Genomic DNA, 25,049 nt, shown 5'->3' on the forward strand with positions numbered 1-25,049 from the left:
GTGCTGCTGATCATCCCGATCGGCGGCGCCGACATGCCGGTCGTGGTGTCGATGCTCAACTCCTATTCGGGCTGGGCCGCCGCGGCGCTCGGCTTCACCCTCGGCAATCTGGCGCTGATCATCACCGGCGCGCTGGTCGGTTCGTCGGGTGCGATCCTGTCCTACATCATGTGCAAGGGCATGAACCGCTCCTTCATCTCGGTCATCCTCGGCGGCTTCGGCGGCGAGACCGCTGCCGCGGCGGATGACGGCATCCAGCGCACGGTGAAGACCGGCGCTGCCGACGATGCCGCCTATCTGATGATGAACGCGCAGAAGGTCATCATCGTGCCGGGCTACGGCATGGCGGTGGCCCAGGCGCAGCACGCGCTGCGCGAAATGGCCGACAAGCTGAAGGCGAATGGCGTCGAGGTGAAGTATGCCATCCATCCGGTCGCCGGCCGCATGCCAGGCCATATGAACGTGCTGCTTGCCGAAGCCAACGTGCCGTATGACGAAGTGTTCGAACTGGAAGACATCAATTCCGAATTCGCACAGGCTGATGTCGCCTATGTCATCGGCGCCAACGACGTCACCAACCCGTCGGCGCGTGACGACAAGTCATCGCCGATCTACGGCATGCCGATCCTTGACGTCGACAAGGCCCGCACCTGTCTCTTCGTCAAACGCTCGCTCGGCTCCGGCTATGCCGGCATCGACAACACGCTGTTCTACAAGGACGGCACCATGATGCTGCTCGGCGACGCCAAGAAGATGACCGAGGAGATCGTCAAGGCGATGGATCACTGACGGTTCGCAAGGCTGCTGGATCCGGCGCTACGCCCGACCGCTTCTGAAACCGAAAAAGCCCGGCTCGCGCCGGGCTTTTCTGCTTCGGTTCGTCGAAAACGGCGAGGCTGATGCGCCTGCTATTCGGCGGGCATCTTGCACTCGGCGGCATAGCTGTCGCTGTGTGCGGACAGCACCTTGCTGTCGGTCTTCAGCACCATCTTGCCGTCAGCGCCTTTTTCAGCCTTCAGGGAATACCAGTCCTGAACCGGATGCTGGTTGGGGCCGAACTTGAAGTGGCCGCGCACGGAAGGAATCTCCGCGCTGAGCAAACCCTTCCGCAGCGCCACAACGTCGCTGGCGCCGGCAGGGTCCTTCTCGAGCCCAGCACCGATCAGGAGAGCGGCGTCATAGCCCTGAGCCGCATAATAAGTGATCGGACGATCGCCGAATTTGGCGCGCCAGGCAGCGACGAAGGCCTTGTTGACCGGATTGTCTAAGTCGTCATTCCAGTGGCTGGTCACCTTGACGCCCGAAGCGGCGTCGCCAACGGCCTGAACGATGACCTGGTCGAGCGAAGCCGGATGCACCACCATCGGGATTTCCTTGAGCAGCCCGGATTGCTGGTACTGACGCATGAATGCGATGCCGAGGCCGCCCGGCTCGAATTCATAGACGACATCGGGCATTGCGGCGCGGATCTGCGCCATCTCGCTGGCGAAATCAGTCTGGTCGAGGCTGGTGTAGGTTTCGCCGACAACCTCGCCTTTGTAGAAGCGCTTGAACGCGCCCATGGTTTCCTTGCCGGCCTGGTAGTTCGGCGCGATCAGGAATGCCTTCTTGTAGCCGAGCGACCGGGCGAGGGCGCCGGCGCTTTCGCCCTGGCTGTCGTCCTGCCAGGAACTGACGAAGTAGTTGGGGTGGCAATCCTTGCCGGCGAATGTCGCCGATGCTGTGTTGGCACTGACATAGAGCGCATCGTTGTCGAGGATTTCGGGAACAGCTGCGAAGGCAACATTGGCGAAGACCATGCCTGTGAAGACCTTGATGCCCTGTTCGGAAAGCATCTTGTCAGCGATCTGCCGGGCATTACCGGGTTTCAGGCTGTCGTCTTCGACCACCAACTCAACCGGTACGCCACCGAGCTGGCCCTTGTTCTGGTCGATCGCCAACTGGAAGCCGTCGCGGATGTCCTGGCCCAGATAGCCTGCGGGGCCGGAGAGTGTGGTGATCATGCCGATCTTGAGCGGATCGGCGGCATGAGCCGTACCTGCCAGCAACGCCAAGGTGGCGGCTGCCAATATTCTCTTGCAAGACATAGAAGTCCCTCCCGTTTTGTTCTCGAGTGCACGGGCGGCTTCCGCGATCCCAGGTCGCGATTTTTGTGCTTGGCCCTTGCGTGCAGTCGTCCCGCGTTGCCGGCAGGCCGTCTGCATGGCCAAGCTTGGGCCAATCAGTCTTGCGGTAAATGGAAAACTCATCTCCCAGCTATGAAGACTGGGAATAGCCATGGCCGCTGCGGCCGAGCTTCAGGCCGTCAGATCGACCGCCGTTCTCCTCAGCGTTTCCGCCAGCAGTTCGGCTGCCGGGGAAAGCCTAGCGTTGGTACGGGTGGTGATGCCGATCGGCATGGCGGTTGCGCGCAAGGTGACAGGCAGTATGGTGATCGCGCCAGCGGCAGCCTCCCTGCGCGCGACCTGGGCCGGAAAGACGCCGAGATAGTCGGCGTCGACGAGCAGGGCGCGGTTGGTGAGCAGGGAGACGGAGTCGACGGCGTGGACCGGCGGTTCGAGCCCTTCCTCGCGAAAGGCAATATCGATCTGTCGCCTCAGGCTGGTTTCCTGCGGCGGCAGGATCCACTCCCAGCCGATGAGATCGGCGAGACCGAGATCACGACGTTCGGCCAGCGGATGGCCGCGGCGTGCGACAACGCAGGCGATGTCGTCCATCAAAACCTCCTGTACGACATTGAGCCGGTCGCGCAGTTCCGAAAGCCGACCGACCACCATGTCCAGCTCGCCGGCGCGCAGCGCCGGGATCAGCACGTCATTGGTGCCTTCGACGATCTTCACCACCAGCTTAGGGCGATCCTTGCGCAGGCGGGCGATAGCTGTCGGCAACAGTTCGGCAGCAGCGGACAAGAGCGTGCCGATGGCGACGCGCCCACCGGTGCCGTCGCGCAGATCGGCAAGATGCTCTTCGGCATGAGCGAGCTGGGTGATGACCAGGCGGGCATGTTCGGCAAGCGTTTCTCCAAACATGGTCGGCACGACGCCACGGTTGTTGCGGTCGAACAGGCGGGCCTTGGTCAGGGCTTCCACTTCCTGAAGTGCCTTGGTGACGGCCGACTGCGTCATGTTAAGTCGTTTCGCCGCACGCACCAGATTGCCTTCCTCGACGATGGCCACGACCATTCTCAAATGGCGGATGGTGAGGCGACTGGTGACGAGTTTCATGAGCGCATTGCCGGTTCGTTGTTGGGTCCTCTCTGATATTCCAAAGCTTCATAGAAAATTCCACAGAATTCATTTGTATGAATTGCCAATCATTGGGAAGGTCTCGCCAGCCGGTCGGGAGGTAGCGTCGCCGGTACCGAGATATTTGGCGCGGCACGTCGTGACCTCGCCAAGTCAAAAACAGGTGCGATCAGCACCGGTGGGAGGAAGTCAGTCAATGATGCAGCGAACCGGCGCCGGGCGCCGTGCCGAAATTGCGGGCGCGGGAATTGGTGGTCTGGCGACAGCGGCAGCGCTGGCGCAGCGTGGCTGGTCGGTGACCGTGCACGAGCGCGCGTCCAACCTGCGCACCTTCGGTGCCGGCATCTATATCTGGAGCAATGGGCTGCGCGTGCTCAAGGCGATCGGCGCCTACGAACAGGCCACCGTCGGTGCGCATATCGGCCCGCAATTCCATACCCGCGACCACAACGACACCACGATGGAGGAAATCCCCATCAACGGACCGGATGATGCGCGGCTCATCACTATTCTGCGCGAACAACTGATCAACACGCTGGTCGATACCTGCCGCAAAGCCGGCGTCGAAATCTTGACCGGATCGGCAGCCGTGGGTGCTACGCCGGAAGGTGAACTGCTGCTGGAAGGTGGCGAGCGGCGCAAGGCGGATCTGGTGGTTGGCGCCGACGGCATCAATTCCAGCGTGCGGGATTCGCTCGACCTTCTGCTGTATCGCAAGCATCTCGGCTACGGTGCGATCCGGATGCTGATCTCACGAGACGATAACGATGTGTCACCCGAGGACCGCGATCGCTACATCGAATATTTCACCGGGTCGCGTCGCATCCTCTACACACCGGCCAGCGCTTCCGATCTCTATGTCGCCCTGTGCTGCGCGGCCGATGATGCTGAGGCGCTCAGGGTACCGGCCGACCGAAAATTGTGGACGGACTCCTTCCCGCATCTCGCCAATCTGGTGGCGCGTTTTGGCGATGCCGGCCGTTGGGATGCCTTCGAAGTGGTGAAGCTGAAGCAGTGGAGCAAGGGACGGGTTGCGATCCTGGGCGATGCGGCGCATGCGATGCCGCCTTACCTTGGGCAAGGCGGTGGCTGCGCGCTGATGAACGGGCTGGCCCTCGCGGCAGCCGTAACCGACGCTCCTGATATCGAGGCGGCGCTCGCAGAGTGGGAAGCGCGCGAACGTCCGCTGACCGAGCACACCCAGGATACGGCCGAAAGGCTGGGCGACATGAACTTCTGGCCGGACGACATCCGTTCCGAGGTGCTGAAGATCACAGGCAGGTCCGCCGAGATCGGTGCCGTGCGCATGAAGACCGCGCGCCACATCCCGACCGCCACCGAAGCTTTCGCCTGATCGTTTTCATCGAAGGGCTTTCCCGCCTTTCGTCTCGCATTTCGGAGTTCTCGCATGCAGTCCATCCAGATCGGAGCCAACACGCTGTCCTACGATGAAGCAGGAGAGGGGGATGTTCTCCTGCTTCTGTCGGGCTGGTGCCAGGACCATCGTCTGTTCAAGGCCCTGGCACCGGAACTGGCGCGCAGCCACCGGGTCGTCCGGCTGGACTGGCGCGGTCACGGTCTGCATCGTGATCATGATGGCGATTTCGTCACCGACGATCAGGCTGACGACGTCATCGCCTTTCTCGACCGGATGAAGATTGAGAAAGTGGTGCCGGTTTCGACCTCGCATGGCGGGTGGGCGAACATGGAAGTGACCGACCGCCTCGGTAGCGCACGCGTGCCGCGCTCGGTCGTCATCGACTGGATCCAGACCACGCCCAACGAAGCATTCTTTTCGATGATCGACCACATCCAGGATCGCACCAACTGGGAGAATGGCCGCGGCGACTTCTTCAATTACTGGATCGGCGATACCCAGAACCAGGACATCATCGATCACGTCAACGAAGAGATGGCCAGATACAGTTTCGAGATGTGGGCCCGTTCCGGCCGCGAGATTGCAAGAGCCTATCGCAAATGGGGAAACCCGATGCAGCGTATGGCGGCGATGGCGGAGAATCGGCCTATCACGCATATCTATTCGCAGCCGTTCGAGCCTGAATATGCGCAGGCGCAACTCGATTTCGCTGCTGGACACGATTGGTATAAGCCCAACAAATTGCCCGGTCGGACGCATTTCCCGACGCTCGAGCAGCCCAAGGTTGTCGCGGAAACCATTCGAGCCTTTGTCGCCTAGGAGCTCTGCATGGCCGAACTAGCCGCCGAGGCCGATTGGCCGCGCGAGATCCTGGATCGGGATTATAGTGCCCGTGCATCAGTCTCGGCTGAGGTGTTCGAGGCAGAGATGCGGAACTATCGAAGCCAGTCTGAGGCGGTGAAGGACGTCGCTTCGCATCTCGACGTCATTTATGATGCCGAAAGCGGTCAAACGCTCGATATCTACGGCGTCGACGCGGAGCCGCGTGCGGTCTTCGTATTCATACACGGCGGGTATTGGCGGATGCTTTCAAAGCATGATTCCGCCTTCATGGCCGCGATGCTGGCGAGGCATGGCATCGCTACGGCCGTGGTGGACTACAGGCTGGCGCCAGAGGTGGACCTGGCCGAGATCGTGCGTGAGGTCCGCGCCGCCATTGGCTTCTTGTGGCGCGATGGGGCGCGTTTCGGCGTCGACCCCGACCGCATCTATGTCGGCGGCAGTTCCGCCGGCGGTCATCTGACGGGTACGGTCTTGGCCGGCGGATGGCACGATGCGTTCGATGTGCCGGAGGATGTCATCAAGGGTGCCATGCCGATCAGTGGCCTGTTTCATCTGGCGCCGATCTCCCGGTCGTTCGTGCAGGACTGGATCAAGCTCAATGAGCAGTCGGTCAGGCAGCTGAGCCCGGCCGAGAACCTGCCGCGTGTCGGCTGCCCCATTGTGACGGCCTATGCTGCGGGAGAACCTGACGGGTTCAAACGCCAGTCGGCGGAATATCACCGGCTGTGGTCGGAAGCCGGTTTTCCCTCCACGCTGATGGAAATCGACAACCGCAATCATTTCGATGTCGTGCTTGATCTAGCCAACGGGGAAGCCGCGCTCTCCAAGGCGTTGCTGCGCTTGATCACAGGTGATCGGTAGCATCGCTCAACTGTTTTCGCGTGGGATAAGCCGCTGTGCGTAACGCCGCACGACGCCGACGAAGGCCTGTGTGGCCGGCGAGACGGAACGCCCGGTGGCGTGGATCATGGCCACCTCGCGGGCAATGTTGGGGTCAACCAGCGGCTTGCCAACCACCTTGCGGTGACGAGATGCCGCCAGAGCATAGGCCGGGAGGACGGCCACTCCCAATCCCGCCTCGACGAGAGCCAGCGCGGTCGTCACCTGGCTGACCTCGAAGGCGGGTCTCAAGGCTATTTCGCTTGTCTCGAAACCGACTTCGACCAGCAGGCGAATGCCGCTGTCGCGCGTCAGCGTGATCAACGGCTGATCCGCCAGATCGCGCCAACTGGCGGTGGCAGCATTTGCGAATATGGAGCGGTCGTCGCAGAACAGCATCAGGCTGTCGCGCACCAGGGCAACGCGCTCGATGCCGTCTTCAGCCGGAGAGAAGGTTCCGAGCCCACAGTCTGCCTTGCCGCTGCGCACGGCTTCGACGATCTGTTCGGTGCCAACGTCGGCAAGTTGTACCGCAATACCCGGATAGCTTTGCTGGAACTCGGCGATCGCCTGCGGCAGCACTACAGAGGCCAGCAAGGGCGGTGCCGCGATACGCAGGCGGCCGCGTCGCCGTTCTGCCAGCATGTGGACGCCTTCCACCGCATGCTCCAGCTCCTCCAAGACCTTGGTGGTGGAGTTCTGGAATTCCCGGCCGGCATCGGTCAGCTCGACGCGGCGGGTGGTGCGGTCGAACAGGCGCACGGACAATTCGTCTTCGAGATCGCGGATCGCCTGCGAGAGCGCCGGCTGTGCGGTGCCCATGCGCTTCGAGGCGCGTGAGAAGCTGCCGAGTTCAGCGACTGCCAGGAACTGCTGGATCTGCTTGATGGTGATCTTCATGCGAGAGGGCTCAACTGCTGGCTAGCCGTCGTTCCGGATTTATACGGAAATCGATATTAATTTATCGGATAAATCCATCTTGTCGATATATCGAAATCCATTGATCTTGGCACGTGAAAGGTTGCCGGCTGCGGCCGCGCGACGTTCCAGGATTTCATGCCAGTACGGAGCCGAGACGCCCCAATGTCGAACTACCCTGATCTTCAGCTCTATATTGGCGGTGCATGGCGCAAGACGGCGGAGACGCTGCCGGTCATCAATCCAGCCGACGAAAGCGTGATCGGTGCTGTCCCCATCGCTTCGACGCAGGACCTCGACGCAGCACTCGAAGCCGCTGAGCGCGGCTTTGCCATCTGGCGCAAGACCTCGCCGGCGCGGCGTGCGGAGATCATTCGCAAGGCCGCCTCGCTCCTGCGCGAGCGCATCGATGAAATCGCCCTCGACATCACTCGTGAACACGGCAAGCCGCTCCAGCAGGCGCGTCTCGAAGTCATTCGCGGCGCGGAGTTCTTCGAGTGGGATGCCGGCGAGGCCCAGCGCACCTACGGACGGGTCATCCCGAGTGAGCCCGGCATCCGCTATGTCGTGCATCATCAGCCGATCGGCACGGTGGCGGCGTTTTCCCCCTGGAACTTTCCGCTCAGCCAGCCGGCCCGCAAGATCGCCGGCGCGCTGGCTGCCGGCTGTTCGATCATCATCAAGGCCTCGGAAGAGACGCCGGCCGGTTGCCTTCACATTGCCCGGGCGTTCCACGATGCCGGTCTTCCGGCTGGCGTGCTCAATCTCGTCTTCGGCGTGCCCGCGCAGATCTCGGAATACCTCATTCCGCAGGAGCCGGTGCGTCTGATCGCCTTCACCGGTTCGACGGCGGTGGGAAAACGGTTGACCGGTCTTGCCGCGCAATATGCCAAGCCCGTTCTGATGGAGCTCGGCGGCCATGCCCCGGTTATCGTTTGCGACGACGCCGACCCGGTAAAGGCCGGCATAAGCTCGGCCATCCGCAAGGTGCGCAATGCGGGCCAGGTCTGCACCTCGCCGACGCGCTTCTTCGTGCATGAGAAACTCTACAAGCCGTTCACCGATGCGTTCCTCGAACGCGCCCGCCTAGTGAAGACCGGCAATGGCCTCGACGAAGGGACGGAGATGGGACCGGTGGCGAACCACCGCCGTATCGAGGCCCTGGAGGCGCTGGTGGCCGATGCGGTGTCGAAAGGCGCCAAGCTCCTGATTGGTGGGGAGCGCTCGGGTAATCGCGGCTACTTCTATCCACCGACTGTCCTCTCGGATGTACCGGCCAATGCCAGAGTGATGCGCGAGGAGCCGTTTGGTCCGCTGGCCGTGATCAATCCGGTGCCGTCGCTGGAAGATGCGATCGAGAAGGCGAATGGCGTACCTTTCGGGCTCGCCGCCTATGCCTTCACCAACTCGGCTGCAAATGTCGACCAGATCACCAATGATCTGGAGGCCGGCAACGTTTCCATCAACACGCTGGAGGCCTCGGTCGCCGAAACGCCGTTCGGCGGCGTCAAGGAAAGTGGCTTCGGTCGTGAAGGTGGGGCCGAGGGCATCATGCATTACATGGTGGTGAAAACTGTCTCGCACCGCATGGCGATCTGAAGGGTTCAAAGGCCTATGAAATACGACAAGAAAACCGCCAAGGCCCATTCGCGAGCGACGATGAAGGGCATCTGGGCCGCAGCGTTGATGCCATTCAAGGACGATTTGTCGGTCGATGAGGATGGCTTCCGCCGGAATGTCGATCATTGGATCGGAGACCTGAAGATCGATGGCTTCTTCATCACCGGCAAGCAGGGCGAGTTCTTCTCGATGTCGCTCGACGAACGCAAGCGCAGCTTCGAACTGGCGGTCGATGCCTGCGCCGGTCGTGCCCAGACCATCATGTCCTGTTCGGACCAGAACATGGATGTGGTGATCGAACTGGCGAAACACGCTGAGAAAGTCGGCGCGGACTACATCGTCGTGCACGCGCCGGTGCTGCATTTCTTCAAGGCGCAGGACGAAACGCTGCTCAATTATTACCGGACTATCGCCGACAAGGTGGATATCGGTATCGCATTGTGGAGCCACCCGGACAGCGGCTATCTGATGAGCCCGCAGCTGTGCAGCCAACTAGCCGATATCGAGAATGTCGTCGCCATCAAGTACAGCGTGCCCCGTCCGATGTACAAGGACCTGACCCGCCTTGCCGGCGACAGGATCCTGGTCAGCACCGCTTCCGAGGAAGAATGGCTGGACAACATCGTCGAACTCGGTTGGCAGCTCTACCTCTGCTCCTCGCCGCCCTATCTCATCCAGACCAAGAACGACACGCGGATGCGCCAGTACACCGATCTTGCCTTCGCCGGCGACATCGACAAGGCACGTGCCGTGCGCGACAGCCTGGATCCGGTCCGCGCCGCGCTCAAGGACACACGTCCGGCGGAGAAGCCGCATTCGCATCAGAAATACTGGCAGGACCTGCTCGGCCAGACCGGCGGGCGGGTTCGCCCACCGCTGCTCGAGCTCACCGAAGAAGAGAAACGGGCAACCCGCGTCGCCTTCGAGGCATGCGGCCTGAAGATCGCCGATTAAATCGAATGGGCGCGGCTGCGCCACTAGTGGGAGGAACGATCATGACCAGACGCCTGTCTGCTTTCAGCTTCTCGAAATGGATCGACGAGCACGCGCATCTGCTCAAACCTCCGGTTGGCAACCAGCAGATATGGGAGGATGCCGACCTCATGGTGACGGTGGTGGGCGGCCCGAACAAACGCACTGATTATCACGACGATCCGGTCGAAGAGTTCTTCTACCAGCTCAAGGGCGACATGATGCTCAAGGTCGTCGACAACGGTAATTTCTACGACGTGCCGATCCGCGAGGGCGAGATTTTCCTGCTGCCGCCGCATGTGCGCCACTCGCCGCAGCGTCCGCAGGAAGGATCGATCGGCCTTGTCGTCGAGCCTAAGCGCAATGACGGTCTGCTCGACGCCTTCGAATGGTATTGCTTCGAGTGCAACGCGCTGGTCAAGCGGGTCGAGGTCTCGCTGAAGAGCATCGTGCGCGACCTGCCGCCCATCTACCAGGCCTTCTATGCCGACGAGAAGGCACGCACCTGTCCGAATTGCGGTTCGATGCATCCAGGCAAGACACCGCCGGAAGGCTGGGTGAAACTCTAGTGGATGATCCTCGAACCGGAGGTCGGCGAAGCAAAAAAATTGCAGACTTTTCGGGATCATGCGGCAAAGAGATACAGCGGAATGCCGATTCAACTTGATCGAATTCCGCTCTAACGGGGAAGACTCATCAGGGCCTATTCACATACGGATAGGTCCTGTCTAACCTGCCCGCCAAGAAAAACGCCGACACGGCGATAACGGAGGAGAACCAATGCCTATGCGAAAGACACTGCTTGCCGCCTCGGCGCTTCTGGCCACGACGTTCACGGCGTTGGCTGAGGATCCGGTCAAGATCGGCATGATCACGACGCTGTCCGGTCCGGCCGGTTATCTCGGCCAGGATGTTCGTGACGGTTTCAAGCTTGCCATGGAAGACAACAAGCTGGGCGGTGTTCCGGTCGAACTGCTGGTCGAGGACGACGGCTTGAAACCGGGGCAAGGCAAGCAGATCGCTGAGCGTTTTCTGAGCGAAAGTGGCGTGAAGCTCTTCACCGGCATCGTCTTCTCCAATGTCGCCGGCGCAACCGTGCCGGACATCGTCGACAACGAAGCCTTCTACATCAGCCCCAATGCCGGCCCGTCCAATCTTGCCGGCAAGGAATGCAGCGAAAACTACTTCGTCGTGTCGTGGCAGAATGACAGCTTGCACGAGAGTGCCGGCCAGCTCGCCACCAATCTCGGCTACAAGAAGGCATTCATCCTGGCGCCGAACTACCAGGCCGGCAAGGACGCTCTCGCCGGCTTCAAGCGCTTCTTTAAGGGCGAGATCGCAGGTGAGGTGTACACGCGTCTCGACCAGACCGACTTTGCCGCCGAATTGGCCCAGATCCGCGCAGCGAAACCGGACGTCGTCTTCCAGTTCCATCCGGGCGGTCTCGGCATCACCTTCCTTCGCCAGTATGAGCAGGCAGGCCTCGGCAAGGAAATCCCAATGGTGCTGGCCGAGCCGTCCATGGACGGCGTGACGCTGGCGGCCGTCGGCGAAGCTGCTGTGGGCGTCAATGTTTCGGCGCACTGGAACACGGACTTCGACAATCCGGCCAACAAGAGGTTCATGGAAGCCTGGAACAAGGCCTACAATCGTCCGGCTACTTACTATTCCAGCCAGGGCTACGACACCGGCCAGCTGATCGCTTCAGCGCTTAAAGCGTCGGGCGGCAAGCTGGACGACTCCTTCCGCGATGCCCTGCGCAAGGCCGATTTCCAGTCGGTGCGTGGTAAGTTCGCCTTCGGTCCGAACCAGCATCCGATCCAGAATTGGTATGCGCTGAAGGTCGAGAAGGGCGCCGACGGCAAGCCGGTCATCAAGACCGTCGGAGAGGTGTTCAAGGATCACGGCGACGCCTATTCGGCCGACTGCAAGATGTAGTCGCAAGTCTGCCGAACTGAGAAGAGAGGCGGCCTTACGCCGTCTCTCCATGCTTTCCTGTTTTCCTCGAAGTGACCGCGTATGACGCTTTTCCTCGAACAATTGCTGAATGGTGTGCAGTTCGGCGTGATGCTGTTCCTGATGGCCGCGGGCCTGACCCTGATCTTCGGCATCATGGGCGTCATCAACCTGGCGCACGGCTCCATCTATATGATCGGCGCCTATGCTGGTACGTTCGTGGCGACGCAGACAGGCTCGTTCTGGCTGGGCATTCCGGCCGCACTTGCCGCAGCCGCGCTCGCCGGTGTGGCGATTGAATTCCTGGTCGTACGTCGCCTGTACGGGCGAGATCATCTTGACCAGGTGCTTGCCACTTTCGGCCTCATCCTGATCTTCAATCAGGCCGTCACAATGCTGTTCGGCCGCCAGCCGCTGTTCGTGCAGATGCCTTCGGTGCTGGACGGATCGGTCGAGCTGCTGCCGGGCCTCTCTTATCCAATCTATCGGCTTGCCATCATCGTGGTCGGGCTGCTGGTGGCGTTCGGTCTCTATCTGCTGATAAATCGCACGCGCATCGGCATGCTGGTGCGCGCCGGCTCCACCAATCGTGAGATGGTGCGGGCGCTCGGCGTGGACGTGCGGCTGCTTTACACGCTGGTGTTCGGCCTCGGCGCCTTGCTTGCCGGGCTCGCCGGTTTTATGGCCGGGCCGATCCTGGCCGTGCAGATCGGCATGGGCGAGCAGATCCTGATCACGACTTTCGTGGTGGTGGTGATCGGTGGCGTGGGCTCCATTCGCGGCGCCTTCTTCGCCAGCCTTATCCTCGGCATCGTCGACACCGGCCTGCGCGCCTATCTGCCAGGGCTTCTCAGGCAGGTGATGGTCGGCCCGGAAGCCGATGCTCTGGGCGCCGGCATCTCCTCCATGGGCATTTATCTGTTGATGGCCATCGTCCTGTTGATCCGGCCCAAGGGCCTGTTCATTCGCAATTCCTGATTGGGCTTGATTGTGAACAGCGAAAATTCCTTCAAGCGCCCCGCACTGCTCGCAGCCGTTCTGATCGTGATGATCGCCTTGCCGCTGATTGCGGATGCGACCGGGTATTCGGCACTCACCTCGCTTGCAACGCGCATCCTGATTTATGGGATCGCAGCGGCCAGCCTCAACTTGGTGCTCGGCTACGGTGGATTGGTCAGCTTCGGCCACGCCGCCTTCTTCGGCATTGGCGGCTATGTCGTCGGCATCCTCTACCAGCACTATTCGCTTGAGGAGCCTCTCTTCGGCTTCATTCCGGGTACGAACCAGATGCTGATCACGCTGCCGGTAGCGATCCTGATCTCCGGCCTTGCTGCTGCTGCAATCGGTGCATTGTCGCTGCGCACCGGCGGTGTGCAGTTCATCATGATCACGCTCGCCTTCGCGCAGATGCTGTTCTTCCTGTTCGTGTCGCTGAAGACCTATGGCGGCGACGATGGCCTGATCATTCGCCGGACCAACGAATTGCCGGGCCTGAACATGCGGGACAAGCAGACTGTTTATTATGTCTGCCTGTTCATCACCGCGGTATTCTTTGCGCTGTTGTGGCGCATCGTGAATTCGCGCTTCGGCAATGTGCTGGTCGGCCTGCGCCAGAGCGAGAAGCGCATGGCGGCGATCGGCCTGCCAGCTTACCGATACAGGCTGATGGCGTTCATCATTTCCGGCATGGGCTGCGGGCTTGCCGGTGCGTTGATGGCGAATTTCCTGCGTTTCGCCAGCCCGGACATGATGCACTGGACGAAGTCTGGTGAACTCATGGTCATGGTCATTCTCGGTGGGGTCGGCACTTTGTTTGGCCCATTGATCGGTGCCGCGGTGTTCATCGTCTTGGAAACCACCCTGGCGGCATGGACAGAAAACTGGCAGCTGGCGCTCGGCTTCATCCTGCTGTTCGTGGTGCTTTACACACATGGTGGGGTGCAGGCACTCGTCTCGCGTCTGATGGGGAAACGCTGATGGCCCAGCCCATCCTCAATGTGCGCGGGCTGGTCAAACGCTTCGGCGGGTTGCTTGCGACCGACCATGTCGACCTGACGGTCCAGCCGGGGGAAATCCACGCGCTGATCGGGCCGAACGGTGCCGGCAAGACGACGCTGATCTCGCAGTTGATGGGTGAACTCAAACCGAATGAGGGAACCGTTGAACTCGCCGGGCAGTCGCTGGATGCCCTGCCGACTGCCCGGCGCGTTGGGCTGGGGCTGGCCCGCACATTCCAGATCACCTGCCTGCTTCCCGACTATACCGTGCTCGACAATATCGCACTGGCGGTGCAGGTGCGGCAGGGACATTCCTTCCGGTTCTGGAAGAACGTCCGCTCCGATCGCTCGCTACGGGACGAGGCTTCCACCTTCCTGACCGGCACCGGGCTGGAACCGCGCGAGAACGAGCTGGTCGCCAATCTTTCGCATGGCGAACAGAAACAGCTGGAACTGGCTATTGCGCTTGCAACGCAGCCCCGGCTCCTGTTGCTCGACGAGCCGATGGCAGGTCTCGGCCATGCCGAAAGCCAGCAGATGATAAAAACCCTGCGTGGGCTGAAGAACCAGGTTTCCATGCTCCTCGTCGAACATGACATGGACGCGGTTTTTGCGCTCGCGGATCGAATATCGGTGCTGGTCTACGGTCGCGTCATCGCCAGCGGCAGCGTTGACGAAATCCGGCAGAATCCGGAAGTGCGCACCGCCTATCTGGGAGAAGGGGATGAGCTGTGCTGAAGGTTGCAAAGCTGCAGTCAGCCTATGGACCGAGCCAGGTTCTGTTCGACGTGGCGCTGGAGATCGGCGATGGCGAGGTCGTCACACTTCTCGGCCGCAACGGCATGGGCAAAACCACGACCGTCAAATCCATCATGGGGCTGGTGAAGCCGCTTGCCGGCGAGCTGCAGTTCAGCGGCCAGAACGTGCTGGGGGCCACGCCTGAAAGAGTGGCGCGGCTCGGTGTCGGGCTGGTGCCTGAGGGGCGCCATACCTTCCCGACGCTGACGGTTCGCGAGAACCTGGTTGCAACGGCAGCCAATCGGCTCGGGCGCAAGAACCCGTGGACCTTGGAGCGCATCTATACCCTGTTTCCGCGCCTGCGCGAGCGGGCAAGCCAGTCTGCCGGAACGTTGTCGGGCGGAGAACAGCAGATGCTGGTGGTCAGCCGCGCACTGATGACCAATCCAAAACTACTCATCCTCGATGAGGCGACGGAAGGCCTGGCGCCGGTGATCCGTGCCGAGATCTGGAGTTGCATCGAAGCCTTGAAGGCGGAGGGGCAATCAATCCTGCTGATCGACAAGAACCTGCATGTTCTCAAGCGATTGGCCGATCGCCACTACATCCTCGAAAAAGGCCGCACGGTCTGGTCCGGCACCAGCCAGGATCTGACGCGCGATGCTGAACTGGTGCATGGTTATGTCGGCCTTTGACCGACCGCGGCTGAACCTGTGCTTCGTCGGTTGGGGGGCTATTGCACGGCGGGTTGGCGAGCTTCTTGCTGAACGCCATCCGCAAGGCGTCAACATCGTCGCGGTGGCGGTGCGCGATCACAATCGTCGTCGCGACGATCTGCCTGCCGGTGTGCGGTTGATCTCCGAGCCTTCCGAACTGGCGGAGCTCGATCTCGACATGGTGATCGAGGCGGCCGGGCGGGACGCCGTGGCGGTCTGGGGCGAGGCGGCATTGCGTTGTGCCGCCAGTTTCATCATTTCGTCGACGAGCGCATTCTGCGACGATGCGCTGCTTCAGCGGCTTGTCTCCGTGGCGGAGAAGGCGGGCAGCCGCATCGTCATGCCTTCTGGCGCTCTGGGTGATCTCGGCGCGCTGACGGCCGCCAGCATCCTGCCGCTGAAGGAGGTTGTGCACACCATCATCAAGCCGCCACGTGCCTGGCGCGGTACGGCGGCGGAAACAATGCTCGACCTAGAGGCGCTTGAAGCCGCTTCCCCCTTCTTCGAGGGAAGCGCGCGCGAGGCCGCTGACCGCTTCCCACAGAACGCGAATGTCGCGGTGATTTCGGCCCTGTCCGGTATCGGTCTCGACAGAACACGCGTGGTGTTGGTGGCAGACCCGGCTGCCAGCCGCAACGCCCATAGGGTCGAGGCGTCCGGCGCCTTCGGCAGGCTCGACCTGACACTCGAGAACGAACCCCTGGCCACCAATCCGAAATCGTCGGAAATGACCGCACTCAGCCTCGTGCGCCTTGTCGAAAATGCAGTCGCGCCGATAGTGCGCTAGGCGCAGATCTTATTTTAGTCGGCCCATTCCGGATCGGTCGTGAAGGCAATGGTGAGCCAGCGGTCCGGTCCCTCGTCGCCGAGAGCTTCGCCGACCTCGTCGCGAATGAGGTCCCATTCCTGCAGCCTTTTCGCAGGCCAATCCGACGGCACGATGAAGAACAGTTCGATCTGCCTGCCACGGCCGACCCTGGCGACGTAGGCGCGATAGGACAGGAAACCATGACGCTTGACCGTCTCTTCTGCGACCTGATCGACATGCCGTTTGAGGTCGGCAGGGGTGACCAGAAGGATGTCCGCCAGTGCCTGCTTGATCGTGCCAAGCGGGATCGGGATGATGATGATGCAAACCACGGCGAGCACGACCGGGTCGACATAGGGTGACGTCCATTCCAGGTCGGTCCCTTGCACCAGATAGCCAAAGACGAAGGCCATGAACAGCGCAGCCGTCAGGGATGCGGACATAACCCAGGCCTTGGCGTCGAGCGCGACAAAATCCGACTGGACGGTACGGTTCGCGCGATGGCCGTAGATCGCCATGCCGATGGTGACGGCGAGGGTTACCACCGCATAGATGATGGCCTGATCGAAGTTGAGCTCGCGTCCGCCGGACATGATGCTGCCGATTGCGTTGATCAGCGCATAGACGGCCGCGCCTGACAGCATGATGCCGTTGAGGCCGAGCACCATCGGTTCAAGATGCCAGAAGCCCATGGTGAAGTGTTTGACCAGCTTGCGCTTGGCTGGCCCGACCGCGGTCGAAGAGGCGATCAGATTGGCGACGAGCAGGGCAACGATCGTCATCGTCGCGTCGGTCAATGCATAGACTCCGTCGAACACGATCGCGAAGGATCCGGACAGGAGGCCGAAAACGATCCCGATCACGGCCAAGGCGAAAGTGACGATGATCGATATCCGGAGAACGCCCTGTTCCGTGTCCATCGCCGCGTCCTCTTCGCCAGATCGTCCCGAGACATCAGTTGCTTATGCGGCGGATTTGATCCCTTCGTCCAGCAGCCAGCTCCGCAGCATGGCTACCTCCGGTCGCGCCAGGCTTGCCTCCGGGGTCATCATCACATAGGGCTGGCGAATCGGCAGCGTGATGCCGAAGGCGTCCACCAGACGCCCGCTTTCCAGTTCCTGCTCGACCATAAAATCCGGCACAAGCGCAAATCCGGCGCCTGCACTGCAGGCTTCGATCGCCAAATGTACCAGATTGAAGGAAAGCGATGGGCGCAGTTCGAGGTGGCCGAAGCCAGTCGCGGCAAACCAAGCCTCCCACCCTTCGTCGTGCCAGCCCGGTTCCGCAAAATCGACTTTGATCAATGGTCGCGACAGCAGGTCGGCGGGTGTCGGAGCCGGTGGCAGGGTTGCGACGAGACCGGGCGAAGCCACGACGACCAATCGCCCACCGATCAGTGTGTCCTGCCGGACGCCGGGGATGGTGCCGCGGCCGTGGTAGATGGCGAGATCGGGATCGCGCTCGTTAGCGTTCCAGCGATGCGGCAACGCCTGCACAGCGATCTGGATGTCAGGATGCAACGCACGGAACCTGCCGATGCGCGGCGCCAGCCACTTCGAGGCAAGCGAGAACTGACAACGGACCGTGACGCTGCTCGTTCCGCCCGGCGCGCGGGCTGCAACCGCGGCGGACGTGATCTGGTCGAAGATCGCGCCCAGCCGGGTCGCAAAGACGCGGCCCGTTTCGGTGAGCCGCACGCCATTGGCGCGTCGTTCGAACAGCGGATCGCCGACCCAGTCCTCCAACTGCTTCATCTGATGGCTGATGGCGCCTGGCGTGACTCCGAGCTCGCCACCCGCGCGGGCAAAGCTCAAGTGGCGCGCAGCGGCTTCGAACGCGCGCAGGGCGGGAAGTGGCGGCAGGTGCCGTGACATGGCCTAGGCTTAATCCTATTAGGGCTAACCGAGAGAAATTTTGGTTTGCTCGCATATTCTTTGGCGTGACATCGTCCTGTCAAGAATTCGAATGAGCAGGATTATGTCTCGGAATCAAACCATCGCCCTTGCCACGTCCTTTGCCTCCGACGGACGTTTCCTGTCCGATCTGCAGCGTCGTGTCGCCATTGCCACCGAAAGCCAGAATCCTCAGCGGCGTCCCGAATGCTATCGCTACCTCAATGAAATCAACGGCGATTTCGGCAAGCTCGGCTTTACCGGCGAGGTGGTGGACAATCCGGATCCGACCGGGGGGCCACTCCTGATCGCACGGCGCGTCGAATCCGACGAATTGCCAACTCTCCTTGTCTACGGTCATGGCGACGTCGTCGCGGGGATGGAAGGCTCATGGTCGAACAATCGTGACCCTTGGCAGGTAAAGGTCGAGGGCGAGCGCATCTATGGTCGTGGCACCGCGGACAACAAGGGCCAGCACACCATCGTCATGCTTGCGCTGGAGGCCGTGCTGGCGACCCGTGGCAAGCTGGGCTTCAACACGGTCGCGTTGATCGAGACGTCGGAAGAGACGGGCTCGGCAGGGCTTCGCGAAATCTGTGCCGAGCACCGTTCCAAATTGCTGGCCGACTGGCTGATTGCGTCCGACGGTCCGCGGCTGGCGCAGCATCGCCCGACGCTGGACGGCGGAACGCGCGGCACCGCCGACTTCGACCTGGTTTGCGACCTGCGACCTGGCGCCCACCACTCCGGCAACTGGGGCGGCCTGATCGCCAATCCGGCAGTCATCCTCGCCAACGCGATCGCGGCGCTCGTCTCTGCGAACGGCCGCATCAATGTCCGCGGCATCCTGCCCAACGAAATCCCGCAGAGCGTGCGAACTGCTCTCGCCAGGATCGAGCTCGAGACCGAAGAGAATGGTCCGGAGCTCAATCCGTGGTGGGGGGAACCCGGCCTGACCCCGTCTGAACGGGTGTTCGGCTGGACCGCGCTCGAAGTGCTGGCGATGGTTTCGGGAAGACCCGAGCAGCCGATCAACGCGATCCCGCCGCACGCCCGCGCCCGCATGCAGATCCGTTACACGGTGGATGTCGACCCTGCGAGCTTCTTTCCGGCCATCCGCGCCTTCCTGGATGAAAACGGCTTCCACAATGTGGTGATCGAACCGATGGCGCAGGAATCGGAATGGGGCGCGACCCGCCTCGATCCGGAACATCCGCTGATGCGCTGGGCCGCAGCCTCGGTCGAGAAGACAACCGGGATGGAGCCGACCATCCTGCCCAATGCCGGCGGTTCGCTGCCGAACGACTGTTTCGCCGACATCCTCGGCATGCCGACGATCTGGGTGCCGCATTCCTATTCCGGGTGCTCGCAGCACGCTCCGGACGAGCATCTGCTGCTGCCACTGGTCAAGGAAGGGCTCGCCATCATGGCCGGATTGTTCTGGGACCTTGGCACAGAGGGACGGCCAGAACGTCTCCGATAAACCAATGAAGAACTGGGGAGGAATCCAAATCATGCAGAAGACGATCAGGAGCCTATTGTCGACTCTCGTACTCAGCGTGGTCTTGTCCGGACCGGGGGTTGCGCAAGATCAGGCTGAAGTCCGCATCGGCACCGATGGCGGCTACCTGCCGTGGACATCGACGACGCCGTCCGGCGAGCTGACGGGGTTTGAGATCGATCTTGCCAAGCAGGTCTGTGATCGCATGAAGCGCAGCTGTCGTTTCACCGCTCAGCCGTGGGAAGGGCAGATTCCGGCGCTCGAACAGGGAAAATACGATATCCTCGTCGGCGGTATCGCCATCACGCCGGAACGGCAGAAGCGGCTCGCCTTCACCCAGAGTTACGCCAACCTGCCGATCAATTTCGCCGCGGCCAAGGCGTCCGGCCTGAACGGCAAGGCAAACTGGCAGGACCTGAAGTCTGCACTTGCCGGCAAGACGATCGGCGTGCAGTCCGGTACGCAAAGCCAGAAGTTCGTGGACAACGAGCTGAAGGGAGAGGTGACGGTCCGGCTCTATGACAACCAGGACAGCCTCAACCTCGATCTGCTTGCCGGCCGGGTCGATGCGGCCGTTGCCGGCCGCTCTCCCTGGATCGCTTTGACGCGGACCCCGCAGGGTGAGCCGATCGAGATCCTTTCCCCCAACATCGACTTCGAGCAATTCAACTATCTCGGTGTCGGTGTGGGCGGACTGATGCGCAAGGATGCTGAGGATTTGCGCAAGGCATGGGATACGGCTTTGTGCGATCTGAAAGCATCGGGTGAGCTGAAGAGCATTTCGGAGAAGTGGTTCGGCTTCGACGTTTCGACCAAGCCGGATACCAAGCTGTGCGGGGTCTGACCCCGCATGGGCTCGAGCGGTTCCATCATTGACCTGTTCGCCTGGGGCGGCGACGGCTGGACCAAGCCGCTGCTGATCGGCCTCGGCGTAACGATGGCATGCGCATGCATCGGCTATGCCCTGGGCCTAGTCCTGGGGCTCGGCGTGGCATTTGCCAAGCTGGGGCAGCACAGGTGGCTCGGCGCAGCGGCGACCCTCTACACGACTTTGCTGCGTGGTGTGCCGCCGCTGCTGGTGATCTTCCTGCTCTTCTTCGGCACCAATGGCGCGCTGATGTGGGTGGCGCGCGGTTTCGGCTATACCGGCTACATCGAAGTGGATGCCTTCACTGTTGGCGTCATGGCTGTGGCGCTCGTTTCGGCCGCCTACAGCTCGGAAGTCTTTCGTGGTGCTCACGCCGCGATCCCGGTCGGGCAGTTCGAGGCCTATACGGCGCTTGGCCTGCGTCCGCTCGCCGGGCTCTGGACCGTCATCATTCCGCAGATGTTCCGGCTGGCGCTTCCGGGTCTCGGCAACGTCTGGATCATGGCGATCAAGGAAACGACATTGCTCTCGGTGATTTCTCTCGCCGAGCTGATGCGGGTTGTCGGCGTTGCAGGACGCACGACCGGTCAGCCCTTCATCTTCTATGGCGTGGCGGCGCTCATCTATCTCGTGCTGGTGGCGATTTCCTCGCGGGCATTCCACGTCCTTGAAATCAGAATGCGCTGGGCCTGACCATGGATATCGAGACCGCTCTTCATGTGGCAGGTGAACTGGCTGGGGCGATCTGGGTTACGCTGGCGCTTGCGGCCGTGACCCTTCCTTTGGGTTTGATCTTTGCCGGGCTTGCTACCTGGGCAAGGCGTTCGCGCTATCGCGTCCTTAGAGGTGTTGCGTCGGCCTATGTGCTGGCATTCCGTTCGGTACCGCTGCTTGTGCAGATATTCGTTCTCTATTACGGCGTCAGCCAGTTTGCCTGGCTGCGCGCCAGTCCGGTATGGATCCTGCTCAAGGATCCATTTGCCTGCGCGGTGATCGCCATGAGCGTTTGTGCTGGCGCCTATACGGCCGAGGTGATGCGCGGGGGCCTTGCTGCGGTCCCTCAGGGGGCAATCGAAGCAGCGCGAGCACTTGGCCTTTCGCCGTTCAAGACCTTCCTGCTGGTAACAATGCCGATCGCGATCCGACGCGCGCTTCCGGCCTACAGCAACGAGATCGTCGTCACGTTGAAGTCGACGTCGCTCGCCTGCACGATCACCGTGATGGAGCTGACCGGTGTCGCCAAGGACCTGATGAGCCAGACTTTCGCGGTTATCGAAGTGTTCTGCATGGTGGCGCTCATCTACCTGATGATCAACATGGTGCTGATTTTCGCCCTGCGCCTGATCGAGCGCTGGCTGACGCCCCGCTACCAGCGCAAGCCTCTTTTCGCCGGAAGAGGGCGCGCATCGTCCGTCAAGCAGCACTCCGTGCGTGCTGCGGCATCGGAGTAGCGTCTATCATCAGGCCTGCGACAGAACCTGCGGGTGCAGCGTCACCGACACCGAAAGATTGACCGGCCTGTTGTCGGTGTCATAGGCGATCTGGTCGATGACCAGCGCCGCGGCGGGCGGTTCGACCTGCAGCAGCTTCACCTCTTCGCTGGTCAGCAGTCGTGCGCTGACGATTGTCTCTCCGCGCACCGGGATGACTGAATAACGTTCGCGCAGCTCGCCATAGAGTGAGCGGTTGCCGCTCGACCAGTCGAGATCGAGCAGGCCGGGAGCTGTCGCCGGCGACAGCCAGTCCTCCTGCACCGTGACCGGCACATCGTCGAGAAAGCGCAGGCGGCGCAGATAGACGACATCGGCGCCGTCCGGCAGGAACAGCGGCCGCGTTATCTCGCGGTCGGCCTTGCCGACCCATCCTTCGATCAGCCGGCTTCCCGGTTTGCGGTTCGTGGTGATCGCCGTCGAGGTGAAGCTCTTCAGAAGATCGAGCTCGAAAGGCTTGGTCTTGCCACCGGTGACGTAGAAGCCCTTGCCGGGATGGCTGGCGATATAGCCGTCATGTTCCAGATCCTTCAGGGCCTGGCGTACGGTGATACGGCTTACGCCAAGCAGTTCGACCAGCTCGCGTTCCGAAGAGAGTTTCGAATTGAGGGGCTGCCGTCCGTTCTCGATCAGGTTCAGGATGTGCCGCCGAACCTGCATGTAAAGCGGTGCCGGATCGTTGCGGTCGAGTGGCTGGATGGGACGAGCGTCCTTCAAAGATGATCTCCGATTGGCGGATGCCTGGAGCGCCAAGCCGGCTGAAAGGCATCGGAAAATCTTCTGGCACGCCGGGCTGTCGTTAAGCAACAAATGTTCATTGACAGGACTGGTTATATCCAGTTCTAATAAGCTTGTCACGGCAATGCATGAGGAACAGATGAAGCTGACTTTGATCGGTGGCGGGGGCGTTCGCGCGCCATTGTTCGTGGGGTCGGCTTTGCGGCGCGCTCAGAAAAGCGGGCTTACAGAAATCTGCCTGCACGACATCAATCCAGACAAATTGGAGATATTCGGCGCGTTGAGTTCGGAACTCGCTGTGCGTATGCAGTCTCGGGTGCGCATATCGACGGCTTCGGATGCCGAGCGGGCGCTGGATGGCGCATCCTATGTCGTCACCACCGTGCGTCCCGGCGACGAGGAAGGCCGCATCAAGGACGAGCGGATCGCGCTTGCCCACGGGGTGCTCGGTCAGGAGACGACAGGCCCCGGTGGCTTTGCCATGGCCCTGCGCAGCATTCCCGTCATCCTCGATTATGCAAGGCAGCTGCGGCGGGTCAGTCCCAATGCGTGGCTGTTCAATTTCACCAATCCGGCCGGCCTCGTCACGCAGGCGCTGCAGGATGCCGGCTTCGATCGTGTCATCGGTATCTGCGACGGCGCGAATGGCGCGCAGGAGGCCGTCGCGTCCCGTTTTCAAGTGCCGCAGAACGACGTTCGCACGGAGGTGTTCGGCCTGAACCACCTGTCTTTCACGCGGGCTGCCTATGTGAACGGCAAGGAAGTCCTGCAAGATCTGCTCGATGACGATGCATTCCTGGCTTCGACCTCGCAGCGCATGTTCGAACCTTCGGTCGTGCGCCGCCATCGCCTGTGGATCAACGAATATCTCTATTATTACTACTATGCGGAAAAGGCGATTGCCGCGGTGCAGAACGACAAGCGGACGCGCGGCGAGGAAGTGCGCGATCTCAACCGCTCCTTGATGGCCCGGCTGAAGGAGATCGGCGTCACACAAAACGCCGACGAGGCGCTATCTGCCTATTTCGCCTATGAGCAGCGCCGCAACGCCACCTACATGCACTATGCTCGCGGAGATGCGCCAAGCATGGAAGAGGCCGATCAGACCAGCGGCCTGCCGGAAGAGTCGACCGGTCACGAGGGTGAAGGCTATGCCGGTGTGGCTCTCAATCTTGTCGATGCGCTGCAGACCGGTGTGCCTTGCTACAGCGGGCTCAACATTCGAAACGGCGATGCCATCGACGGGTTGCGCGCGGATGACGTGGTGGAAGTGAGCTGCATCATCGACAAGGACGGCGTGCGCCCCACGAAGATCGGGGCGATGCCCGAAGCGCAGTCGCAACTCGTCCAGAACGTGAAGCATTACGAACGGCTTGCGGTTGCGGCCATACGCGAACGGCGCCGCGATATCGCGGTGGAGGCACTGGTGGCGCATCCGCTTGTGCTGTCCTATTCGCGCGCCGAGCCCTTGGTGGACGAATATCTCAAGGCGCATGCCGCCTATGTCGGCGAGTGGCGCTGATGACGGAACCCGCGCCGGCCAATCGTTATGACGTGATGGTTGTGGGCGAATATTACTACGACCTGATCTTCACCGATCTGCCCACACTGCCGCGCTTGGGAGCCGACATCTGGGCAAAGAGCTTCGACGACCTGCCAGGCGCAAGCTACACGACGGCGCTTGCGTTGACACGGCTGGGCCTGAAGGCCGGCTGGTGGTGCGGTTTCGGCACCGACATCTTCAGCCGCATGGTTCTGGACGAGGTGCGGCGCGAGGGCATCGATGAAGGGCTTTTCCAATGGCACGATGGTCCGCTACGCCGGGTCAGCGCCGCCTTTTCCTTTCAGCACGATCGCGGTTTCATCAGCTATGTCGATGAACACGATAGCGATCCCAAGGCGCACGATGTCGCGGCAGCACGGCCGCGCGTGCTGATGCTGCAGGGTTTTTCGAGGAACGCCGAACGGCTTGCTCTTATCAATGGAGCACGCCAGGCCGGCGTGCTGGTCTGCGGCGAATGCCAGCATCTGGATTTCGGCATCGAGGCCGAAGGCGTTGTCGACGTTCTTCAAGCCCTCGACATATTCGTGCCCAACGAGACCGAAGCGGTCCAGTTTACCGGAACGGCGGATGCCGAGACCGCGCTGGAGGTTCTGGCGCAGCACGTTCGGACGGTGGTGATCAAGCGTGGCGCGAACGGCGCCATCGCCATCCATGACGGGCGCCGCTACACGGTTCCCGCTCCCAAGGTCGAGGTCGTCGACACCACCGGGGCCGGTGATTCCTTCAATGCCGGCCTGATCTATGGCGTGCTGCATGGCGCGCCGTTCGAGGAGGCGCTCCGCTACGCCGTCATCTGCGGTTCGCTGTCCACCACTGACTATGGCGGTCGCGCCTTGCCGCACGAAGCCGATCTGCTCGCGCATGTTTCGCAGGACGGGAAGGAGAGACAGGCGCGGTAACACTCACCGAGATCATCCGAAGCAACA

General features: G+C 61.7%; 25 protein-coding genes. 19 read left to right on the forward strand and 6 right to left on the reverse strand.

Going from position 1 to position 25,049, the window contains the following annotated elements; all coding sequences use genetic code 11:
- Positions 1–789: NAD(P)(+) transhydrogenase (Re/Si-specific) subunit beta (locus L4923_RS26260; protein ID WP_239370063.1), on the forward strand; the 789-nt coding region annotated here is incomplete at its 5' end.
- A gap of 119 nt (positions 790–908) precedes the next feature.
- Here L4923_RS26260 and L4923_RS26265 read toward each other — a convergent pair.
- Together L4923_RS26265 and L4923_RS26270 are read right to left on the reverse strand one after the other, a co-directional pair.
- Positions 909–2,087, reverse strand: coding sequence for an ABC transporter substrate-binding protein (locus tag L4923_RS26265; RefSeq protein WP_239370064.1), 1,179 nt, complete (start codon positions 2,085–2,087; stop codon positions 909–911).
- A gap of 210 nt (positions 2,088–2,297) precedes the next feature.
- On the reverse strand, positions 2,298–3,224 hold the full coding sequence (locus L4923_RS26270) for a LysR family transcriptional regulator (protein ID WP_239370065.1): 927 nt from the start codon (positions 3,222–3,224) through the stop codon (positions 2,298–2,300).
- Between the two features lie 217 nt (positions 3,225–3,441).
- Between L4923_RS26270 and L4923_RS26275 the strand changes: the two genes are divergently transcribed.
- The 3 genes from L4923_RS26275 to L4923_RS26285 are packed head-to-tail and all read left to right on the forward strand — an operon-like array spanning position 3,442 to position 6,327.
- Complete coding sequence (locus L4923_RS26275) at positions 3,442–4,599, forward strand: FAD-dependent oxidoreductase (protein ID WP_239370066.1); 1,158 nt, start codon at positions 3,442–3,444, stop codon at positions 4,597–4,599.
- A 54-nt stretch (positions 4,600–4,653) separates the two neighbouring features.
- Entirely contained in the window at positions 4,654–5,442 is a 789-nt protein-coding gene (locus L4923_RS26280; RefSeq protein ID WP_239370067.1) for an alpha/beta fold hydrolase, read from the forward strand.
- A gap of 9 nt (positions 5,443–5,451) precedes the next feature.
- A complete protein-coding gene (locus tag L4923_RS26285) occupies positions 5,452–6,327 on the forward strand; it encodes an alpha/beta hydrolase (protein WP_239370068.1) in 876 nt (291 codons plus the stop codon).
- 6 nt (positions 6,328–6,333) lie between these two features.
- Here the strand turns inward: L4923_RS26285 and L4923_RS26290 are convergent, their stop codons facing one another.
- On the reverse strand, positions 6,334–7,245 hold the full coding sequence (locus tag L4923_RS26290; RefSeq protein WP_239370069.1) for a LysR family transcriptional regulator: 912 nt from the start codon (positions 7,243–7,245) through the stop codon (positions 6,334–6,336).
- Positions 7,246–7,428: 183 nt separating this feature from the next.
- On the opposite strand from L4923_RS26290, the gene L4923_RS26295 reads away from it, so the two are divergent.
- From L4923_RS26295 to L4923_RS26335, 9 genes are all read left to right on the forward strand, one after another.
- Positions 7,429–8,862, forward strand: coding sequence for an NAD-dependent succinate-semialdehyde dehydrogenase (locus L4923_RS26295; RefSeq protein WP_239370070.1), 1,434 nt, complete (start codon positions 7,429–7,431; stop codon positions 8,860–8,862).
- 15 nt (positions 8,863–8,877) lie between these two features.
- Positions 8,878–9,837, forward strand: a complete 960-nt coding sequence (locus L4923_RS26300) for a dihydrodipicolinate synthase family protein (protein WP_239370071.1) — start codon at positions 8,878–8,880, stop codon at positions 9,835–9,837.
- A 41-nt stretch (positions 9,838–9,878) separates the two neighbouring features.
- On the forward strand, positions 9,879–10,424 hold the full coding sequence (locus L4923_RS26305) for a 3-hydroxyanthranilate 3,4-dioxygenase (protein WP_054311412.1): 546 nt from the start codon (positions 9,879–9,881) through the stop codon (positions 10,422–10,424).
- A gap of 217 nt (positions 10,425–10,641) precedes the next feature.
- Positions 10,642–11,793 carry an ABC transporter substrate-binding protein gene (locus L4923_RS26310; protein WP_239370092.1) on the forward strand — a complete coding sequence of 384 codons (1,152 nt, stop codon included), beginning with the start codon at positions 10,642–10,644 and terminating at the stop codon, positions 11,791–11,793.
- An 81-nt stretch (positions 11,794–11,874) separates the two neighbouring features.
- Positions 11,875–12,789: a branched-chain amino acid ABC transporter permease gene (locus L4923_RS26315; RefSeq protein ID WP_239370072.1), complete on the forward strand. Its 915-nt coding sequence runs from the start codon at positions 11,875–11,877 to the stop codon at positions 12,787–12,789.
- A 69-nt stretch (positions 12,790–12,858) separates the two neighbouring features.
- Entirely contained in the window at positions 12,859–13,788 is a 930-nt protein-coding gene (locus tag L4923_RS26320; protein ID WP_239370093.1) for a branched-chain amino acid ABC transporter permease, read from the forward strand.
- A complete protein-coding gene (locus L4923_RS26325) occupies positions 13,788–14,546 on the forward strand; it encodes an ABC transporter ATP-binding protein (RefSeq protein ID WP_239370073.1) in 759 nt (252 codons plus the stop codon). Before L4923_RS26320 ends, L4923_RS26325 begins: the two co-directional genes overlap by 1 nt.
- The gene (locus tag L4923_RS26330) at positions 14,540–15,241 is read left to right on the forward strand and encodes an ABC transporter ATP-binding protein (RefSeq protein WP_239370074.1); all 702 of its coding nucleotides are present in this window, start codon (positions 14,540–14,542) and stop codon (positions 15,239–15,241) included. Before L4923_RS26325 ends, L4923_RS26330 begins: the two co-directional genes overlap by 7 nt.
- Positions 15,228–16,049: an aspartate dehydrogenase gene (locus L4923_RS26335; protein ID WP_239370075.1), complete on the forward strand. Its 822-nt coding sequence runs from the start codon at positions 15,228–15,230 to the stop codon at positions 16,047–16,049. Before L4923_RS26330 ends, L4923_RS26335 begins: the two co-directional genes overlap by 14 nt.
- A gap of 14 nt (positions 16,050–16,063) precedes the next feature.
- On the opposite strand, the gene L4923_RS26340 is transcribed toward L4923_RS26335, so the two are convergent.
- On the reverse strand, positions 16,064–16,990 hold the full coding sequence (locus tag L4923_RS26340) for a cation diffusion facilitator family transporter (RefSeq protein ID WP_239370076.1): 927 nt from the start codon (positions 16,988–16,990) through the stop codon (positions 16,064–16,066).
- 42 nt (positions 16,991–17,032) lie between these two features.
- On the reverse strand, positions 17,033–17,944 hold the full coding sequence (locus L4923_RS26345) for a LysR substrate-binding domain-containing protein (RefSeq protein WP_239370077.1): 912 nt from the start codon (positions 17,942–17,944) through the stop codon (positions 17,033–17,035).
- Positions 17,945–18,047: 103 nt separating this feature from the next.
- Between L4923_RS26345 and L4923_RS26350 the strand changes: the two genes are divergently transcribed.
- From L4923_RS26350 to L4923_RS26365, 4 genes are read left to right on the forward strand one after another with little or no spacing between them, the layout of a single operon-like run.
- Positions 18,048–19,445, forward strand: a complete 1,398-nt coding sequence (locus L4923_RS26350; RefSeq protein WP_239370078.1) for a M20 family metallopeptidase — start codon at positions 18,048–18,050, stop codon at positions 19,443–19,445.
- Between the two features lie 31 nt (positions 19,446–19,476).
- Positions 19,477–20,307 (forward strand): transporter substrate-binding domain-containing protein, encoded by an 831-nt coding sequence (locus L4923_RS26355; protein WP_239370079.1) that lies wholly within the window; start codon positions 19,477–19,479, stop codon positions 20,305–20,307.
- Positions 20,308–20,313: 6 nt separating this feature from the next.
- Complete coding sequence (locus L4923_RS26360; protein ID WP_239370080.1) at positions 20,314–21,024, forward strand: ABC transporter permease; 711 nt, start codon at positions 20,314–20,316, stop codon at positions 21,022–21,024.
- A 2-nt stretch (positions 21,025–21,026) separates the two neighbouring features.
- Positions 21,027–21,782: an ABC transporter permease gene (locus tag L4923_RS26365; protein ID WP_239370081.1), complete on the forward strand. Its 756-nt coding sequence runs from the start codon at positions 21,027–21,029 to the stop codon at positions 21,780–21,782.
- A 9-nt stretch (positions 21,783–21,791) separates the two neighbouring features.
- Here the strand turns inward: L4923_RS26365 and L4923_RS26370 are convergent, their stop codons facing one another.
- A complete protein-coding gene (locus L4923_RS26370; RefSeq protein ID WP_239370082.1) occupies positions 21,792–22,538 on the reverse strand; it encodes a GntR family transcriptional regulator in 747 nt (248 codons plus the stop codon).
- A gap of 160 nt (positions 22,539–22,698) precedes the next feature.
- Between L4923_RS26370 and L4923_RS26375 the strand changes: the two genes are divergently transcribed.
- Both L4923_RS26375 and L4923_RS26380 read left to right on the forward strand, forming a co-directional pair.
- Positions 22,699–24,081 (forward strand): family 4 glycosyl hydrolase, encoded by a 1,383-nt coding sequence (locus L4923_RS26375; protein ID WP_239370083.1) that lies wholly within the window; start codon positions 22,699–22,701, stop codon positions 24,079–24,081.
- Positions 24,081–25,022 (forward strand): carbohydrate kinase family protein, encoded by a 942-nt coding sequence (locus tag L4923_RS26380; protein ID WP_239370084.1) that lies wholly within the window; start codon positions 24,081–24,083, stop codon positions 25,020–25,022. Before L4923_RS26375 ends, L4923_RS26380 begins: the two co-directional genes overlap by 1 nt.
- Positions 25,023–25,049: the final 27 nt, after the last annotated feature.

Origin of the sequence: Terribium retamae (genome assembly GCF_022347545.1) — a bacterium.
Classification (GTDB): Bacteria; Pseudomonadota; Alphaproteobacteria; order Rhizobiales; family Rhizobiaceae; genus Mesorhizobium; species Mesorhizobium retamae.

Coding starts and splice junctions, on each gene's coding strand:
- L4923_RS26265 (WP_239370064.1), bottom strand. CDS start 2,087: ATGTCTTGCAAGAGAATATTGGCAGCCGCCACCTTGGCGTTGCTGGCA.
- L4923_RS26270 (WP_239370065.1), bottom strand. CDS start 3,224: ATGAAACTCGTCACCAGTCGCCTCACCATCCGCCATTTGAGAATGGTC.
- L4923_RS26275 (WP_239370066.1), top strand. CDS start 3,442: ATGATGCAGCGAACCGGCGCCGGGCGCCGTGCCGAAATTGCGGGCGCG.
- L4923_RS26280 (WP_239370067.1), top strand. CDS start 4,654: ATGCAGTCCATCCAGATCGGAGCCAACACGCTGTCCTACGATGAAGCA.
- L4923_RS26285 (WP_239370068.1), top strand. CDS start 5,452: ATGGCCGAACTAGCCGCCGAGGCCGATTGGCCGCGCGAGATCCTGGAT.
- L4923_RS26290 (WP_239370069.1), bottom strand. CDS start 7,245: ATGAAGATCACCATCAAGCAGATCCAGCAGTTCCTGGCAGTCGCTGAA.
- L4923_RS26295 (WP_239370070.1), top strand. CDS start 7,429: ATGTCGAACTACCCTGATCTTCAGCTCTATATTGGCGGTGCATGGCGC.
- L4923_RS26300 (WP_239370071.1), top strand. CDS start 8,878: ATGAAATACGACAAGAAAACCGCCAAGGCCCATTCGCGAGCGACGATG.
- L4923_RS26305 (WP_054311412.1), top strand. CDS start 9,879: ATGACCAGACGCCTGTCTGCTTTCAGCTTCTCGAAATGGATCGACGAG.
- L4923_RS26310 (WP_239370092.1), top strand. CDS start 10,642: ATGCGAAAGACACTGCTTGCCGCCTCGGCGCTTCTGGCCACGACGTTC.
- L4923_RS26315 (WP_239370072.1), top strand. CDS start 11,875: ATGACGCTTTTCCTCGAACAATTGCTGAATGGTGTGCAGTTCGGCGTG.
- L4923_RS26320 (WP_239370093.1), top strand. CDS start 12,859: ATGATCGCCTTGCCGCTGATTGCGGATGCGACCGGGTATTCGGCACTC.
- L4923_RS26325 (WP_239370073.1), top strand. CDS start 13,788: ATGGCCCAGCCCATCCTCAATGTGCGCGGGCTGGTCAAACGCTTCGGC.
- L4923_RS26335 (WP_239370075.1), top strand. CDS start 15,228: ATGTCGGCCTTTGACCGACCGCGGCTGAACCTGTGCTTCGTCGGTTGG.
- L4923_RS26340 (WP_239370076.1), bottom strand. CDS start 16,990: ATGGACACGGAACAGGGCGTTCTCCGGATATCGATCATCGTCACTTTC.
- L4923_RS26345 (WP_239370077.1), bottom strand. CDS start 17,944: ATGTCACGGCACCTGCCGCCACTTCCCGCCCTGCGCGCGTTCGAAGCC.
- L4923_RS26350 (WP_239370078.1), top strand. CDS start 18,048: ATGTCTCGGAATCAAACCATCGCCCTTGCCACGTCCTTTGCCTCCGAC.
- L4923_RS26355 (WP_239370079.1), top strand. CDS start 19,477: ATGCAGAAGACGATCAGGAGCCTATTGTCGACTCTCGTACTCAGCGTG.
- L4923_RS26360 (WP_239370080.1), top strand. CDS start 20,314: ATGGGCTCGAGCGGTTCCATCATTGACCTGTTCGCCTGGGGCGGCGAC.
- L4923_RS26365 (WP_239370081.1), top strand. CDS start 21,027: ATGGATATCGAGACCGCTCTTCATGTGGCAGGTGAACTGGCTGGGGCG.
- L4923_RS26375 (WP_239370083.1), top strand. CDS start 22,699: ATGAAGCTGACTTTGATCGGTGGCGGGGGCGTTCGCGCGCCATTGTTC.
- L4923_RS26380 (WP_239370084.1), top strand. CDS start 24,081: ATGACGGAACCCGCGCCGGCCAATCGTTATGACGTGATGGTTGTGGGC.